This window comes from Sphingorhabdus sp. Alg231-15 (assembly GCF_900149705.1).
Classification (GTDB): Bacteria; Pseudomonadota; Alphaproteobacteria; order Sphingomonadales; family Sphingomonadaceae; genus Parasphingorhabdus.
In genome coordinates, this window is the sequence record NZ_LT703001.1 from 2,446,713 (window position 1) to 2,460,459 (window position 13,747).

The window sequence follows — 13,747 nt, forward strand, 5'->3', positions numbered from 1 at the left end:
AGAGCGCTCTATCACACTGTAATGTGACGAGTCCAGAGTTATATCACATCAAATGTGATAGGATGGGATTTGCCTTTCCGGAATCAATGAACAGCACTCAGGATGAGTGCCGTGAAGGCATATCTGGTCCTCGATTACGTCCTATAAAAATGCCCTCAACTCGCCAACAAACTGGTCAAACTGGTCATGATGCAGCCAGTGGCCGGCATCGGCAAATTCCTTCACCGATACATTGTCGCCGAAATACTGGATACGTCCGTCTTTCTCGGGATTGCTCGCCCAGCTGTCCGCGCCATAATGCAATTGTGTAGGGCAGCTGATATTGCGCCATAGCTCGTGAATATTATCCTGCGACAGATCAATCGAATCCCAATGTTGCACATAAGGATCAAACTTCCAGCTGTAGCTGCCATCCTCGTTGCGGATGACCGCATGGGTTGTCAGATGGCGGGCCTGCTCATCGGAAAGATGGCCATTGGCATCCTGCATCCGTTTGAGCGCATCTTCGAATGTCGGATAGCGCTTCACTTGCCGTCCGGCTGCTTTGCGCTTTTCCTCGATGCTGCTTCGCACCCGTTGCAGTTGGCCAATTTTTTCCCGCTCGGCGAGCATTTCCGGCCCAGGACCAAGCCCTTCGATAGCGACCAGCTTGCGGACGGTATCGGGATATAGCCCCGTGTAGCGCAGCGCTATATTCCCGCCCATGCTATGCGCGACAATCGTTACTGGGGACAGATCGAGCTGATGGATCAGCTGCGCCAGATCGGTGACCATCGCCATGGTCGTGTAATTGCCGTCTGTACTCCACTGGCTGTCGCCATGGCCGCGGACATCGGGGGCGATGATATGCCAGTCGTCGCGCAGCTCCTGCGCCACCCAGTCCCAGTTGCGGCAATGATCCTTGCCGCCGTGGAGCAGGATTAGGGGCGGTTTTTCCGCATTGCCCCAATCGGCATAATGCAGCCGCAGCCGCTGAGAAAAATAACTATGTGCCGCGGGGCCGACCAAATCCATCTTTGTTCCTCGAAATACAATATGTCTTGCGGCTCTATAAACCGCCGGCCGCGCATTTGTCGAAGGGTGTTTGTGGGGAAATGGGCACTCCCCCGCCTGTTGCCTGCTTCATTCCGGAAGCGGGCGTCAGAAATATCTACCGATACTATCTTCTCATTGCTTCACCACCCTTCTCCAAATGGGCGGATAATGGTATCGAAAGACCATGCCGAACGCTTTTGTGAGGCAATACGAAATACCTCCTCTGCAATATCATCGGGCAGGCAAAAAAATTCATCTGGCTTGTCAGGTGCCATTTTGCGCGTCCATTCCAGATCAATCACGGCATCAATCGCAACATATGCGCAATGGACCCCCTGCGGCCCCACCGTACGGGCAATGCTTTCCAACAATATGCGCTGTGCAGCTTTCGTCGGCGCAAAACCGGCAAAGTTCGGCTTTCCGCGATAGGCAGAACTATTCCCAGTAGCCAGGAACGCACCTTTGCCCCGGTCCACCATATGCGGAATGATACCCCGAGCTAGAGCCAGCATTGCTTCTACGTTAACGGAAAAGTTACGCGCAAGATCATCAGGATCAATTTCAAGATATGTGCCGAACGTCCCCCCTACGGCATTGTTAACAACAACCTCCGGCACGCCATATTGAAACAGGTCATCAAGCATGTCCTGCCGGGCCTTTGGTTCCGAGATATCAGCAGCAAGCACGATGCTGTCATCAAATTCCTGTGCTAGCTTTGTCAATCTATCTGCGTCGCGGGCATTAAGCGCGAGGCGATAGCCGGCTTTGGCGAATCGGCGAGCGATGGCAGTTCCCGTTCCAGGGCCGACACCGGTTATGAAGCAGATGGGTTTACGAGAATTCATGAAGCAATCGCTTCGTATAGGAAATCAAGCCGGTCGTTGCCGAAGAAATCACCAGAATCCGTGTGAAAATAGGGAACACCGAAGACACCATCATCAACCGCCATGTTATTGTTCTTTTCCAAAGCATCCTTCATCAGATCATTTTCAGCCCAATAGGCAGCAAAACGTTCTTCCTTCCCAGCAAAATATGCATGCATAGCGCTGTTATCTGTCACCGGCGCTTGCTCCGCCCAAACCGCTTGAAAGGCGGCTTCCGAAAAGGCTTCTACATCCTCCCCAGCACGAAGTGCTGCCTGAACCAGCGGTTCAGTAGAAAATGTGCCAAATTGTGGATGGATTGCAAATGGTATCTGCAACTTTTCAACCCAGCGCATCACATCCTGCCCTTGATAAGCACGTTTAGTTTTGCACGTAATGGAGGTCGGAACGTTGCCAACCATCTCCATGATTTTTCCAACAGTAACAGGCAGAAGCTGTAGTTCCCGTCCTGTTCGTTCGCGAATTTGATCACGCTGTGAAAACGCGAAATACGAATAGGGACTGACGAAATCATAGTAAAAGCAGATTGGCTTTCTCATCGTCTGCTCCATCAGTACCGCACCAAGGCGCGACCGGCCGTTTTGTCAGGGAATTGTGCCTGATCATACAGCCGATCTTTGGCATCAAAATAGGCGCGCGGAAATTCAAGCAAAGGATCGTCGGGCGCAATCCCAGCAATCTGCGCTATGCCCAACAGGCTAGAAGTACGACCGCTCGTGGCAAGATGACCTTCGGGCCATTCAACAAGTTGTATCCAGATCGAGCGCGAGGCCCCTTCGACGCCTTGCTTGTCAGTCATCTTCAAGATCGCGTCAGTAATGGCCTTGTGGCAGCCTGACTTGCGCACCTGGTCCATAGACCCTTCGGGTACGTTCAGCTCAACCAACCATCGTCCAGCAGCTGCCTCAAATACGCTGTCATTACGGCCACCCAGATACCAATCCCATTTTTCGATGGGCTGAAATCTGACCCAGGCTATCGAGCGGCCGGCCGGCGTATCGGCTCCTCCTTCAATCTCCAGGATCACTTGGGTTAGATCCTCCGCAAGAGTATCTTTTTGCTTCTGGGTCAAAGCTTCGGGCGGGTGTTGAACGGTAATCATCGGCATAGGGGTTCTCCATGTTTGGTATGTTTAAAATACTGATTCGTTTAGTATTGTCAACATACCAAACATGGATTATATTGATTTCATGACCCGCACTTCCCTTGATCACCACAATTGTAGTTTTGCACGAACAGTAGATATTATCGGAGACCGATGGACTTTGATGATATTGAGAGACGCGTTCTACGGCGTACGCCGTTTTTCCCAGTTCAAGGAACGGCTCGGGATTACGCAGGCCGTGCTGTCAGCGCGCCTCGCTCATCTTGTAGACTATGATATGCTTACCAAGGAGCCTATTGAAGAGGGCGCAACGCGAGAAGACTACCGATTGACCGAAAAAGGAATGAGCTTGTTTCCGGTCATTATAGGGTTGATGCAGTGGGGCGATGCCTGGATCCATGAAAAGACGGGGGCTCCGATCCTGGTCTGTGATAAGGAAAACGGTACTCCCGTTGACCCGCTTAAAGTCTCGGTCAAAGATGAGAGCCGAGAACCGCGCAGCCTTGCATTTCGCCTTGGGCCAGGCGCGAATGCAGCGACCAAAGACGCGTTTGCGCGTTTGAAGTGATCATAGTTTCGGACTATTGGCCGAGATTCACCGCAAGTCAGTAAATGCAAAAAACCGGTCAGGCTTGACTAAGTTTCAAAGCCGACAAATGTAGCAGCGTCGTCAATCGACTTGCGTGTCGAAACCACTTCATTTGCTGGGAAACTTTCATCCGGCCAGCCGAGCGCGATGCTCTTCATTATCACTTGATCATCCGCGATACCGGCATGCTCTCGCACCACTGGTGATTGCATAATGCCTTGGCTGTTAATGACAGTACCAAGCCCGCGTGACCAAGCCGCATTGACGAGCGCAGTCGCCACTGCGCCGCAGTCAAAAGGTGTATCGTCGCTTCCATCGAGAACGCGGTCATAGGTAATGATCACACAAACCGGCGCGTCAAATTGGCGGAAGCCCCGCATCACCCAGTCCTGCCTTGCGTCCTTGTCATCGCGTTCAATTTTCATGGCCGAAAAGAGTTGCTTGGCAACGCCGATTTGCCGGTCGCGATGGTGGCCAGCAAAGGCCTCGCCCGTCCGGAACTCGCGGGATTGCGGAACGCCGGCCAGCATTCGTTCGGTGTTGCCGTTGCGAATCTTTTCCAACGGCTCGCCAGTGATGACGTAGAAATTCCACGGTTGTGTATTCATTGATGATGGCGCGCGCATCGCCAATCTGATAATTTCCTCGATCAACTTTCGTGGAACCGGATCGGGCTTATAACCGCGTATGCTGCGGCGTCCCAGGACAACTTCATCAAACTTCATTCATCGCTCCGTCACAAGTTAAGCGCCGTTGGCTAGAGTATAAACATGCTTATGAAAACCCCGCTCCCAAAGCATCGTGGGGCTAGGGCTAGTTTCAGTTAAGCGGTACCCCTGTCACGGTGATGCGGTTTAAATATCGCCGGTGACCTTGATAGTCGTTGAGGGCATAGTGCCAGGTCGAGCGATTGTCCCACATTGCCAGCATGCCTTCTTCCCATTGCAGACGGAAATGAAATTCTGGTTGGGAGATATGCGCATAAAGCTCGATCAATAGGGCCTTGCTCTCTTCCTCAGGCATATCGACAATATTCAACGTGAAGCCCGGATTGACGTAGAGTCCTTTCGCGCCTGTCTCAGGATGGCTGAGCACGACCGGGTGGACTGCCTCTTGCACGGCGGATTCGGTGTTGCCGAAACGGCCACCAAATTTCTTTTGATAATCGCTTTCTTTACCGAATATATGGGCATTGCCATGCCGGGCCTTTAGCCCTTCGAGCCGTGCTTTCATATCGTCATCAAGCGCTTCGTACGCCGCATGCATCCCGGCGAACAGGGTATCACCGCCACTCGGAGGGATTTCCAGCGCATAGAGAATAGAGCCCATGGCGGGTATTTCGTCATAGCTGTGATCGGTGTGCCAGCCGCCGCCAATATTCACTTCCTGATCCGGTTCTTTCAGGACCTTGGCGATTTGGGGGTAGCCTTCCACGGGGGTGAAAAAGCGATTGATGTCGATGTCGTTCCAGCGCTCGGCAAAGGCGATATGGTCTTCCGGAGTTAACTGTTGATCACGGAAAAATAGCGCGCCATGGTCGAAAAATGCCCTGCGCATTTCGGCAAATTGGTCGTCGCTCAGCTCGGTGAGATCGATATTTTCGACAATCGCACCGACCGCTTCGCTTGCTTTCGATATTTGCATCATGCTCCCCTAATTATCATTATGCGATAGCTGTATAGCCCATTATTATGATATTAGTATGCGCAATTCAAATAAGGAGCCAACCTCGATGACCGACACAAAGCTTAATCGCCGCCAAATGCTCGCCGCAGGGGCTGCAACAGGAATCGCGCTCACTGCTTGCCAGTCAGTCGCGGCACAGGGGGACGCTGACCTGACTGGCAAATCCGTGCTGATCACCGGTTGTTCTTCCGGCTTCGGCTATCTGGGTGCGCTGCACTATGCTGAGCTGGGCGCAAAAGTCTTTGCTACCATGCGCAACATGCCTCGTGCGGAAGCCGACAAGCTGAAAGCCGCGGCAAAAGACGGCGCTGATCTGACGGTGCTGGAACTCGACGTGTTGTCGGACGAATCCGTTGCCAGTGCGGTGGCCGAAGCTGAACGACTCAATGGCGGTGCTCTGGATGTTGTCGTAAATAATGCCGGCGTTGGCACGGGCGCGCCGGTTGAGCTGCAGGATGTCGAGGCAACACGGCTGTTGTTCGATACCAATACCGTTGGGCCGCACCGGGTGGCACGTGCTGCATTGCCAAAGATGCGGGCCAAAAAAGCCGGGCTGATCATCAATGTTTCGTCTCAGCTGGGGCGGGTGATGGTGCCGGGCATGGGGCTCTACTCATCGACCAAATTTGCGCTGGAATCGATGAGTGAGCAGATGGCTTATGAGTTGGTCCCGCACGGCGTTGACGTGACCGTGGTGCAGCCGGGTGGCTATCCGACCAAGATCTGGGAGAATGGCAACAAACTCACCGCGCCGATGCTGGAGCGGGCGACGGATGAACGCAAGGAAGCCTATCCTGAGTTGGTCGCAGGCGCGCTGCGCGATGGTGGTGGGTCAACCGATCCGATGGATGTGCCGCGCGCGATTGCGGGCTTGATCGCCATGGGGCAGGGCAAACGGCCACTGCGCGTTCCTGTCCATCCGGGGCGCAAACCGCAGACGGCGATTAACGAGGTCAGCGCCAAGACTCAGGTTGCCATGCTCGGCAATTCGCCTTTTGGCCCCTGGATCAAAGACGTCCACGAACGCTAACCAAAAGGCATTAGCTGGCCTTTTGGCGTCCGATTATTGCGGCGCAGGTCATGAATAACGCAACGCCGAACAACAGCCATGCCGCACCGTTGGCAAGATGATCGCCGGTTCCGCCATAGAGCTGCGGTAGCCAGGTGATCGCCACGCCATCAAGAAACATCGCCGTTACTGCGCCGACACAAGTTGCCGAAAAGATATGCTCGCGCTGCAGGCCCGTCACTTTCATCATCAGATAAACGGTAATCCAGGTTCCCGGAATAGAAATCAGGAACAAAATCATTCCCGTAGTGCCGCCCAGAAACATATCCGGGAAGAACTGGATGATCATCGCGGCGATAAACCACAATATCGCACCAATCAGAGCGAAGGCGAAGAAATAACCTTTAGACATGTTGGTCTCCCTTTATGCTGCAACGGCTTCGGGTGATTTGACCCAGACCAGCGGCAGCAAATATAATATCAGAAGGATGCTGTTCGATAGGGCATTTAAGGCGACGCCGCCTGCGATTGATGCAGCGCTATCGACAATGAACCATGCTAAAAAGGCATAAATGCTCGCACGCTTAATGGCCGCATTGCCTTGTTCAATTGCCGGCACAGTGATCAGCAGAACCATGACCATGAAGCCGGCAAAAACCCCGCCCGCGATTGCTAAGCCGACCTTGGCTTCCGGGGTAGCAATGCCGCCAACACCCTCTGATCCCGGAATGATGATCGCAAGAAACCGGCTTAAACTGCCGGTTGGATCGCCAATAGCGCCCAGTGCAAATATAACGGCGGATAGCAAGGATATGATCGCAACGAAGCGCATGAAATTAGCTGCGGCTTTAGGTGACATAGTCAATCTCCTTTTTCAGTTGGGGAGAATGAAAGCCGATCCCGATAGGGAAAACAATTACCTGATAGGTAAGTGCGCGGCTTGTGCTGTGCTGGCATGATGCCATAATCCAGAAAAAGGGAGCAGCTGATGGCATCGGAATTGGCACGGGAAACGGTACACACGGAATTTGGCAGCATTTTGAAGGAATGGCGCAAGGTTCGCCGGTTCAGCCAATTGGACCTTTCGCTTGAGGCTGACATGTCGGCACGGCATCTCAGCTTTCTTGAATCCGGACGCTCCAAACCAAGTCGCGCGATGGTATTGCGCTTGTCAGATGCTTTGCAGCTCCCGCGGCCGATGGCCAATCAGGCCCTGCATGCGGCCGGTTTTGCCGCCGTCTACCCTAGCTTGCCGGACGATGCACCCGAACTGGCGCCAGTGCATCAGGCCATTGCAACGATGCTCGACCACCATGACCCCTATCCCGGCATTGCGGTTGACCGGTACTGGAATGTGGTCCGCTCCAACAAGGGTGCCGAGATGTTGTTGGCGGTCGCCAATCCCGGTGACGGGGTGAACATGATGGACATATTGATCAATAGCGCCGGCCTGGGTCTCATCGAAAACTGGGACGAAGTCGCGATGCTGTCCCTGACCCGGTTGCGCACCGAGATATTGGAGTTGGGCGGCGATGAAAAGCTGTCCGCCCTGATGCGACGCCTGTCTGATCTGGAGCAAGTCAAGAATGCCGATCTTACGGCGATCAATCTCAATCAAGCGGTGATTCCGACGATCTTGCGCGTTGGTGAAAACCGTCTGTCCTTATTCTCTACTATCGCACAATTCGGATCCGTACAGGATACCCAGGCGGGCGAAACTCGGATTGAATTGATGTTCCCGATGGACGATGAAACGGTTCAGTTTTTTGAAAGCTAGCCTCTGCCATCAGCGCGTTCAGAGTTTGTCTGGGAGTGGAGCTATAAATATGAGTGCATTGCGTTTTTCGATCCTGTCTTTTCTATTGCTTGCCGCTTGTGCGCCGGGTTCTGAAATCGCAGACACGACTAGTGTAGAGAGCGATAAGGCCCAATCCGACCTCTTAGCCGCAAGCCGGGTCACAAAGGAAAATCTGGCCAAATGGCGCAAAGATAATCCAAGCTGGTATGCCGCTGTTGAACCGTACCGGGTGATCGGTGAGGACGGTGCGGGAATCTACTATGTTGGTACCGAAGGCCTTGGCATGTTTCTCATACCGACCAGCGATGGTCATATAGTCATTGACGGCGGTATGCCCGATCAGGGTCCGATGGTCGCCGAGGCCATTACCAAACTCGGCTATGATCCCAAGGATATCAAAATCTTGCTTAACAGCCACGCACATCTCGATCATTCGGGCGGACTGGCCGACCTGAAAGCGATGAGTGGTGCCGAGATGATTGCCAGCGAAGGCGATCGCTCCGCATTGGAAGGCGGCTTTTATCTTGGGTCGGAAGATGAGGACTTCCTGTTTGCACCGCCAGTGAAGGTTGATCGCATCATTGCCGACAGAGAGACGGTAAGTCATGGCGGTGTTACGCTGACAGCCCATATCACGCCTGGTCATTCGCGCGGTTGTACATCCTGGACAATGGATGTCGAGCAGGGCGGGAAAGCCTATGAAGTATTGGTCTTCTGCTCGGCTACAGTGGCTGCGAACCGGCTGGTGGATCCGCCACAATATGAAGGCATTGTCGAGGATTATCGAAGCACGTTTGACAAGACGCGCGAGTGGACACCCGATGTGTTTCTTGCCAATCATCCTGGATTTTTCAGCATGGCAAAAAAACGCGAACGGCAACAGGCAGGAGATGCTCTCGCCTTTGTCGATGATCAGCATTTTGGAAAATTCATTGCCCGGGTGGAAGGTTGGTTCAAGGATGCGCTCCAAAAACAATCAACCAAATCAGCGCCCTAGGCTAGTCAAAAGAGGACTTGCTGCCGAACGGACTTCGTGCCTATTCCTTCGGGATTAGCCGATCAAAGGAGCAGGATATGACAACCGCCAAACAGGTCATCGAGAAATTCTGGGAAATCCAGAGCGGGCATGATTATACTAAGCTCAGTCCCCTATTTGCCAACAATGCCGTATTTGAAGATCCAGCCATCGGTCGTGTCGAGGGCAAGCCGGCTATCGAAAAATTGCTGGCTGGATTGACCAAGGAGCTGGCCGACAAGAGAATGCATTTCGAAGTGCTGGAGATCGCAGGCGATGACCATGTCGCCTGGTCGCGCTGGCTCTGGAAAAGGCCCGAAGGCGATATAGAGGGGGTCGGACTATATAAGGTCGCGGATGGCCAGTTGATTTCATACCGCGACTTTTATGCGGTGCCTAAAGGCTAACCTGCCAGAGAGCGTTTCAATCCTTCGGCTGAATATCTTCCGGATAGGGATTGCGCGAAATCAGACCCCATGAGCTATTGTTCGACAGGCTTTGGCGTGCATCAATCTCGATCAACAATTCCTTGGTCTTGATGATATCCGCACCGACAGCAGAGGATAATGTCTCAATATTGCGCCACTTATATTTTTCGCCGCGCAGCAATAATATCAACCGCTCTTTACGCTTGTCATCCAGTCGATATTCGCGCCGTTTGGCCAGCCAATGGGTAAGAAACACGGTTGCAAGCGACGCTGTCGCACCGACCACAGCGCCGATTAGAACGGCGATTTCTGCACTAACGGTCATTCCGGTTCCTCCAAGTTTCGATCAAGGATTAAGCTGTTTCAGAGCGCTTTTCATTTCTGATTCAATGTCACCAATCAAGGTTGCCGCATCCGGTACGTTGGATATCATGCCAGCAGATTCGCCGATACCAATATGTGCTCTGTTAAAATCCGCCTGACGCACGCCGTCATCATAGGCGGCGCGGCCTTCCTGCGGATTATTTCTCAACACATCTATGCGATCTTCCCATTGCCGGTACAGATCATTCCGGATGGCTCGAAAGTCAAAAGACTCAGGCCAGTTTTTGCGCCGCAAAATATCAAAGACCGAACTGCGCGCCGTATTATCGCCGTCTGTCTGGGTCGCAATTACCTTGGCTTGGGGGTTGGCGAGACATTCCTTGGTGGCCCAAAAGCGTGATCCCATCATCACGCCGTCTGCGCCCAGCACCAACGCAGCGGCCAGACCGCGGCCATCAGCAATGCCTCCGGCACCGAGCAAACAGGTTTCAGGCGCATGGGTGGCAAGCCAATCTGCCGTTTCCGAAATGAACGAAAATGTCCCCCGGCCGAGATTTTGGGTGGCGCCATGTCCGCCCGCTTCGGTGCCCTGAGCGACGATTATTTTTGCGCCCGCTTCGATTGCCGGTGGCAGATCTTTCAGCGAATGGATTTGGCATATCAGCGTGGCACCAGATTCTATAATCTGTTTGGAAAAGGGCCGCGGATCGCCAAAGGATAGCATGATCGCAGCAGGCTGATGATTGTCGATCAGCCAATTGAGGGCGTTAGAATCTTCTGCCAGCTTCCAGCTTATAAACCCGCAGCCAAGGCGCTTCATTGCCGCAGCGTCATCTCCGATGGCTTCTACAGCAATCAGATATTCCCGGCTTGTCCAGTCCAGATCGCCATAGCCGCCGCCGACCAGTCCCAGAGTTCCGGCCTGTGCGCAAGCCGATGCCAGATCGCCGCCAGATGCCAGTGCCATCGGCGCGAGGGCCAAGGGGAGCGTCAAATCGAAATGATCAGTAAAACGGGTCATTGCTGTTCCTGCAAAAACGCGATGATCGCGCCGGCTATTTGATCGGGTTGCTCGGGCAGCAAGGCATGGCCTGCGTTCAGTTCATGATCTATCGATTTCTGCTGACCCACGGCTTCGCGGGCTGGGGAATCAGGCAAGGGCATCCAGAAGCTGTAGAATATACCGCCAGCAATGGCGACAAGCGCCAAGACGCCAAGGAAATATTTCATCTTGTCCCCTCGAAATGACGTGCGTCAAAAATCGATTGCAAGCCCTTTATGCTCCCAATCTCCATAGCGCGTGGGGCCGTCTTTTTCCAAAATCGCGTCGGCTTTGTCGAGCGAATCAGGTTCCGGTATCGGTGGGCTTTTGGACAGATGGGCTGGCGGTTTTACATGATCAGGACGCACGCCGGGTTTTCGCACGCCGGATTTTCTATCTTGTTTGGCCATATTTTCTATTTCCTGCACGTTTGAAAAAGCCCGCCTCAATCCCTATATTGAAGGAGAAATGACGATAATCAAGCGAGTAGACGGATGAATTTTCTAAAGACGACTATGTTGCTGGCGGCGCTGACCGCCTTGTTCATGGTTATGGGTTTCTCGCTGGGCGGACCGCGCGGCGCGATTTTGGCATTGCTGGTAGCAGCAGGGATGAACCTGTTCACTTACTGGAATGCCGATAAAATCGTGCTGAAAATGCACAAGGCGGTAGAGGTGGATGGCAGCAGCCATCCGGAATTCTATACCATGGTACAGCAATTGGCGCAGCGCGCGCAGTTGCCCATGCCGAAAGTCTATATTGTCGATCAACCACAGCCAAATGCCTTTGCAACCGGCCGCGATCCCGAACATTCGGCAGTCGCGGCGACGACAGGCCTGCTTAACATGCTGAGCTATGACGAAATTGAAGGCGTGATGGCGCATGAGCTTGGTCATGTGAAAAACCGCGATACGTTAATCATGACAATGGTTGCGACCATTGCTGGTGCCGTGTCGATGCTCGCCAATTTCGGACTGTTCTTTCGCGATAACCGTGGGCTGGCCGGTATATTGGCGGTGTTTATTGCACCCTTTGCGGCGATGATCGTACAAATGGCGATCAGTCGAACCCGCGAATATGGCGCTGACCGATCGGCAGCTGAGATTAGCGGAAAGCCATTGGCGCTCGCATCCGCTCTGCACAAGATTTCCGGACAGGCGCAGCGCATTGCCAATCCGGTGGCCCAGCGCAATCCAGCGGCAGCGCAACTTTATATCGTACCCTCTGGCGTTAAACAGATGTTCTCGACTCATCCCGCGACCGAAGATCGTATCGCGGCGCTACAGGATATGGCCAGTGGCGGCGGGTCCGACGGATGGTCGAATAATGCCGATGAGATTGGCGATATGGGCAGACTCAAACCCAAGCGCAGCGCGCTCGATCCGACCCGGTGAAATAATCCGCTACGGGCTCCGGACTTGATCCGGGGGCGTAGGCGTCTATGGGGGAGCTTTGCGAGAGCCACCCTGGACCAACTTTACGGTCGAACTGGTGTTTCCGCATCACGTGCGGAATGTAAGATATATGAACACCCAAAGCCCTTCTAAAATTCCTGGTCTTCCCGCCCGTGTGGCAGCATTGCGTTTGCTCGATGCGGTTTGTCGGCGTGGCGAAACACTGGATCAGGCCATGGCAGCAGCCACTGCAAAACTGGGCAATCCATCCGATCGGTCGCTGGCTCATAATATTGCAGCCAATGCGCTGCGCTGGATGACCGCGCTTGATGCAATGATCGATAGTGCGACCAAGAAACGCCTGCCTGATGATGCCAAGGCACGGATGGCGCTGCGGATCGCGCTGGTGCAGGTGCTGATACTGGAAACACCTCAGCATGCGGCCATCGCCACTGCTTTGCCGCTGGTCCACGGCGGGCCGCGTCGGCTTGTGCACGGTGTCTTCTCGACCGTGATGCGCGGTCTGGAATCGGGAAAGCTCGCGCTTCCGGACTATCCTGAAATTCCAGGTGAAACGCTGGATCGCTGGACCCATATTTGGGGCGAGGATATCGCGGCTGCCGCAGGACAAGCCTGGGCGCAAAGTCCTCCGCTGGATCTCAGCTTCAAGACCGATGACGTCGGCGAATTGGGGGGCGACAAGCTGGCACCCAGACATGTTCGTTTGCAGCCGGGTGTCTCCGTCACTGAACTGGAGGGCTTTGCCGATGGCGCCCTTTGGGTTCAGGATTTGGCCGCCTCTTTGCCGGCCCGATTGCTGGGCGAAGGTGGCGGCAAAACCGTGCTCGATCTTTGCGCTGCACCCGGTGGGAAAACCATGCAGCTTGCTGCTGCAGGTTGGAAAACCCTATCCGTTGACAATAGCGAAAGGCGGATGGAGCGGTTCAAGGATAATCTCGATCGAACAAAGCTCGATGCGGATATTGTCATTGCCGACTTGATGAAGTGGCAACCATCCGGGCCAGCGGATGCGATCCTGCTGGATGCACCGTGTAGTGCAACCGGGATCTTCCGGCGTCATCCCGATGTTCTCCATTGTATTGGTTCACGTCAGATAACCGAGCGTGCGGAAATGCAGAAAGCTTTGCTTGATCGGATAGCGCCCTGGGTCAAACCGGGCGGTATGTTAGTCTATGCAGTTTGTTCGCTGGAACCGGAAGAGGGCGAAGACCAGATCGAGCAGTTTCTGGAAAGCCATGGCGATTTCGCGCTGGCCGCGGTGAAACCCGATGAGCTTCCCGAGGGCATTGAACCGACCGAAAATGGCAGCGTCCGGACGCTGCCCAATATGCTTGCCGAGAAAGGGTATCTCGACGGCTTTTTCATTGCGCGACTGCGGCGGAAAGCCTGACCGGACGAGAAAATTCAGCCTGTCCCC

Annotated in this window: 19 protein-coding genes; 7 read left to right on the forward strand and 12 right to left on the reverse strand. The window is 54.0% G+C overall.

Annotated features, from left to right (window positions below; translation table 11 throughout):
* Window positions 1–141: 141 nt before the first annotated feature.
* The 4 genes from DG177_RS12160 to DG177_RS12175 form a co-directional block, all read right to left on the reverse strand.
* Complete coding sequence (locus DG177_RS12160; protein ID WP_108811721.1) at window positions 142–1,014, reverse strand: alpha/beta fold hydrolase; 873 nt, start codon at window positions 1,012–1,014, stop codon at window positions 142–144.
* A 161-nt stretch (window positions 1,015–1,175) separates the two neighbouring features.
* Window positions 1,176–1,880, reverse strand: a complete 705-nt coding sequence (locus DG177_RS12165) for an SDR family NAD(P)-dependent oxidoreductase (RefSeq protein ID WP_108811722.1) — start codon at window positions 1,878–1,880, stop codon at window positions 1,176–1,178.
* Window positions 1,877–2,470, reverse strand: a complete 594-nt coding sequence (locus DG177_RS12170) for a DsbA family protein (RefSeq protein ID WP_108811723.1) — start codon at window positions 2,468–2,470, stop codon at window positions 1,877–1,879. Before DG177_RS12170 ends, DG177_RS12165 begins: the two co-directional genes overlap by 4 nt.
* Entirely contained in the window at window positions 2,470–3,027 is a 558-nt protein-coding gene (locus DG177_RS12175; protein WP_108811724.1) for a hypothetical protein, read from the reverse strand. The genes DG177_RS12170 and DG177_RS12175 overlap by 1 nt, the downstream gene beginning before the upstream one ends.
* 64 nt (window positions 3,028–3,091) lie before the next feature.
* Between DG177_RS12175 and DG177_RS12180 the strand changes: the two genes are divergently transcribed.
* A complete protein-coding gene (locus DG177_RS12180; RefSeq protein WP_108811725.1) occupies window positions 3,092–3,592 on the forward strand; it encodes a winged helix-turn-helix transcriptional regulator in 501 nt (166 codons plus the stop codon).
* Between the two features lie 68 nt (window positions 3,593–3,660).
* Here the strand turns inward: DG177_RS12180 and DG177_RS12185 are convergent, their stop codons facing one another.
* Together DG177_RS12185 and DG177_RS12190 are read right to left on the reverse strand one after the other, a co-directional pair.
* Complete coding sequence (locus DG177_RS12185; protein WP_108811726.1) at window positions 3,661–4,338, reverse strand: nitroreductase family protein; 678 nt, start codon at window positions 4,336–4,338, stop codon at window positions 3,661–3,663.
* 94 nt (window positions 4,339–4,432) lie between these two features.
* Entirely contained in the window at window positions 4,433–5,260 is an 828-nt protein-coding gene (locus DG177_RS12190) for a TauD/TfdA dioxygenase family protein (RefSeq protein WP_337658787.1), read from the reverse strand.
* Between the two features lie 85 nt (window positions 5,261–5,345).
* On the opposite strand from DG177_RS12190, the gene DG177_RS12195 reads away from it, so the two are divergent.
* A complete protein-coding gene (locus DG177_RS12195) occupies window positions 5,346–6,329 on the forward strand; it encodes an SDR family NAD(P)-dependent oxidoreductase (RefSeq protein WP_108812953.1) in 984 nt (327 codons plus the stop codon).
* 10 nt (window positions 6,330–6,339) lie between these two features.
* Here DG177_RS12195 and DG177_RS12200 read toward each other — a convergent pair whose 3' ends face one another.
* Entirely contained in the window at window positions 6,340–6,720 is a 381-nt protein-coding gene (locus DG177_RS12200; RefSeq protein ID WP_108811728.1) for a hypothetical protein, read from the reverse strand.
* Between the two features lie 12 nt (window positions 6,721–6,732).
* Window positions 6,733–7,167: a hypothetical protein gene (locus DG177_RS12205; protein WP_337658788.1), complete on the reverse strand. Its 435-nt coding sequence runs from the start codon at window positions 7,165–7,167 to the stop codon at window positions 6,733–6,735.
* 129 nt (window positions 7,168–7,296) lie between these two features.
* Between DG177_RS12205 and DG177_RS12210 the strand changes: the two genes are divergently transcribed.
* The 3 genes from DG177_RS12210 (at window position 7,297) to DG177_RS12220 (ending at window position 9,528) form a co-directional block, all read left to right on the forward strand.
* Complete coding sequence (locus DG177_RS12210; protein WP_108811730.1) at window positions 7,297–8,085, forward strand: MmyB family transcriptional regulator; 789 nt, start codon at window positions 7,297–7,299, stop codon at window positions 8,083–8,085.
* A 49-nt stretch (window positions 8,086–8,134) separates the two neighbouring features.
* Window positions 8,135–9,103, forward strand: coding sequence for a subclass B3 metallo-beta-lactamase (gene bla / locus DG177_RS12215; RefSeq protein ID WP_337658789.1), 969 nt, complete (start codon window positions 8,135–8,137; stop codon window positions 9,101–9,103).
* Between the two features lie 77 nt (window positions 9,104–9,180).
* Entirely contained in the window at window positions 9,181–9,528 is a 348-nt protein-coding gene (locus tag DG177_RS12220) for a nuclear transport factor 2 family protein (RefSeq protein ID WP_108811732.1), read from the forward strand.
* A 16-nt stretch (window positions 9,529–9,544) separates the two neighbouring features.
* On the opposite strand, the gene DG177_RS12225 is transcribed toward DG177_RS12220, so the two are convergent.
* From DG177_RS12225 to DG177_RS12240, 4 genes are read right to left on the reverse strand one after another with little or no spacing between them, the layout of a single operon-like run.
* Window positions 9,545–9,874 carry a hypothetical protein gene (locus DG177_RS12225; RefSeq protein ID WP_108811733.1) on the reverse strand — a complete coding sequence of 110 codons (330 nt, stop codon included), beginning with the start codon at window positions 9,872–9,874 and terminating at the stop codon, window positions 9,545–9,547.
* A gap of 21 nt (window positions 9,875–9,895) precedes the next feature.
* The gene (locus DG177_RS12230; protein ID WP_108811734.1) at window positions 9,896–10,894 is read right to left on the reverse strand and encodes a nitronate monooxygenase; all 999 of its coding nucleotides are present in this window, start codon (window positions 10,892–10,894) and stop codon (window positions 9,896–9,898) included.
* Window positions 10,891–11,103 carry a hypothetical protein gene (locus tag DG177_RS12235; protein ID WP_108811735.1) on the reverse strand — a complete coding sequence of 71 codons (213 nt, stop codon included), beginning with the start codon at window positions 11,101–11,103 and terminating at the stop codon, window positions 10,891–10,893. The genes DG177_RS12230 and DG177_RS12235 overlap by 4 nt, the downstream gene beginning before the upstream one ends.
* 24 nt (window positions 11,104–11,127) lie before the next feature.
* Window positions 11,128–11,325, reverse strand: coding sequence for a DUF1674 domain-containing protein (locus DG177_RS12240; RefSeq protein WP_108811736.1), 198 nt, complete (start codon window positions 11,323–11,325; stop codon window positions 11,128–11,130).
* An 84-nt stretch (window positions 11,326–11,409) separates the two neighbouring features.
* Between DG177_RS12240 and DG177_RS12245 the strand changes: the two genes are divergently transcribed.
* Together DG177_RS12245 and DG177_RS12250 are read left to right on the forward strand one after the other, a co-directional pair.
* On the forward strand, window positions 11,410–12,309 hold the full coding sequence (locus DG177_RS12245) for a M48 family metalloprotease (protein ID WP_108811737.1): 900 nt from the start codon (window positions 11,410–11,412) through the stop codon (window positions 12,307–12,309).
* 130 nt (window positions 12,310–12,439) lie between these two features.
* Complete coding sequence (locus DG177_RS12250) at window positions 12,440–13,720, forward strand: transcription antitermination factor NusB (RefSeq protein ID WP_108811738.1); 1,281 nt, start codon at window positions 12,440–12,442, stop codon at window positions 13,718–13,720.
* Window positions 13,721–13,747 lie beyond the last annotated feature (27 nt).

What these genes read in the sequence shown, in the direction of transcription:
- DG177_RS12160 (WP_108811721.1), bottom strand. Translation starts at nt 1,014, where the DNA reads ATGGATTTGGTCGGCCCCGCGGCACATAGTTATTTTTCTCAGCGGCTG.
- DG177_RS12165 (WP_108811722.1), bottom strand. Translation starts at nt 1,880, where the DNA reads ATGAATTCTCGTAAACCCATCTGCTTCATAACCGGTGTCGGCCCTGGA.
- DG177_RS12170 (WP_108811723.1), bottom strand. Translation starts at nt 2,470, where the DNA reads ATGGAGCAGACGATGAGAAAGCCAATCTGCTTTTACTATGATTTCGTC.
- DG177_RS12175 (WP_108811724.1), bottom strand. Translation starts at nt 3,027, where the DNA reads ATGCCGATGATTACCGTTCAACACCCGCCCGAAGCTTTGACCCAGAAG.
- DG177_RS12180 (WP_108811725.1), top strand. Translation starts at nt 3,092, where the DNA reads ATGGATTATATTGATTTCATGACCCGCACTTCCCTTGATCACCACAAT.
- DG177_RS12185 (WP_108811726.1), bottom strand. Translation starts at nt 4,338, where the DNA reads ATGAAGTTTGATGAAGTTGTCCTGGGACGCCGCAGCATACGCGGTTAT.
- DG177_RS12190 (WP_337658787.1), bottom strand. Translation starts at nt 5,260, where the DNA reads ATGATGCAAATATCGAAAGCAAGCGAAGCGGTCGGTGCGATTGTCGAA.
- DG177_RS12195 (WP_108812953.1), top strand. Translation starts at nt 5,346, where the DNA reads ATGACCGACACAAAGCTTAATCGCCGCCAAATGCTCGCCGCAGGGGCT.
- DG177_RS12200 (WP_108811728.1), bottom strand. Translation starts at nt 6,720, where the DNA reads ATGTCTAAAGGTTATTTCTTCGCCTTCGCTCTGATTGGTGCGATATTG.
- DG177_RS12205 (WP_337658788.1), bottom strand. Translation starts at nt 7,167, where the DNA reads ATGTCACCTAAAGCCGCAGCTAATTTCATGCGCTTCGTTGCGATCATA.
- DG177_RS12210 (WP_108811730.1), top strand. Translation starts at nt 7,297, where the DNA reads ATGGCATCGGAATTGGCACGGGAAACGGTACACACGGAATTTGGCAGC.
- bla (WP_337658789.1), top strand. Translation starts at nt 8,135, where the DNA reads ATGAGTGCATTGCGTTTTTCGATCCTGTCTTTTCTATTGCTTGCCGCT.
- DG177_RS12220 (WP_108811732.1), top strand. Translation starts at nt 9,181, where the DNA reads ATGACAACCGCCAAACAGGTCATCGAGAAATTCTGGGAAATCCAGAGC.
- DG177_RS12225 (WP_108811733.1), bottom strand. Translation starts at nt 9,874, where the DNA reads ATGACCGTTAGTGCAGAAATCGCCGTTCTAATCGGCGCTGTGGTCGGT.
- DG177_RS12230 (WP_108811734.1), bottom strand. Translation starts at nt 10,894, where the DNA reads ATGACCCGTTTTACTGATCATTTCGATTTGACGCTCCCCTTGGCCCTC.
- DG177_RS12235 (WP_108811735.1), bottom strand. Translation starts at nt 11,103, where the DNA reads ATGAAATATTTCCTTGGCGTCTTGGCGCTTGTCGCCATTGCTGGCGGT.
- DG177_RS12240 (WP_108811736.1), bottom strand. Translation starts at nt 11,325, where the DNA reads ATGGCCAAACAAGATAGAAAATCCGGCGTGCGAAAACCCGGCGTGCGT.
- DG177_RS12245 (WP_108811737.1), top strand. Translation starts at nt 11,410, where the DNA reads ATGAATTTTCTAAAGACGACTATGTTGCTGGCGGCGCTGACCGCCTTG.
- DG177_RS12250 (WP_108811738.1), top strand. Translation starts at nt 12,440, where the DNA reads ATGAACACCCAAAGCCCTTCTAAAATTCCTGGTCTTCCCGCCCGTGTG.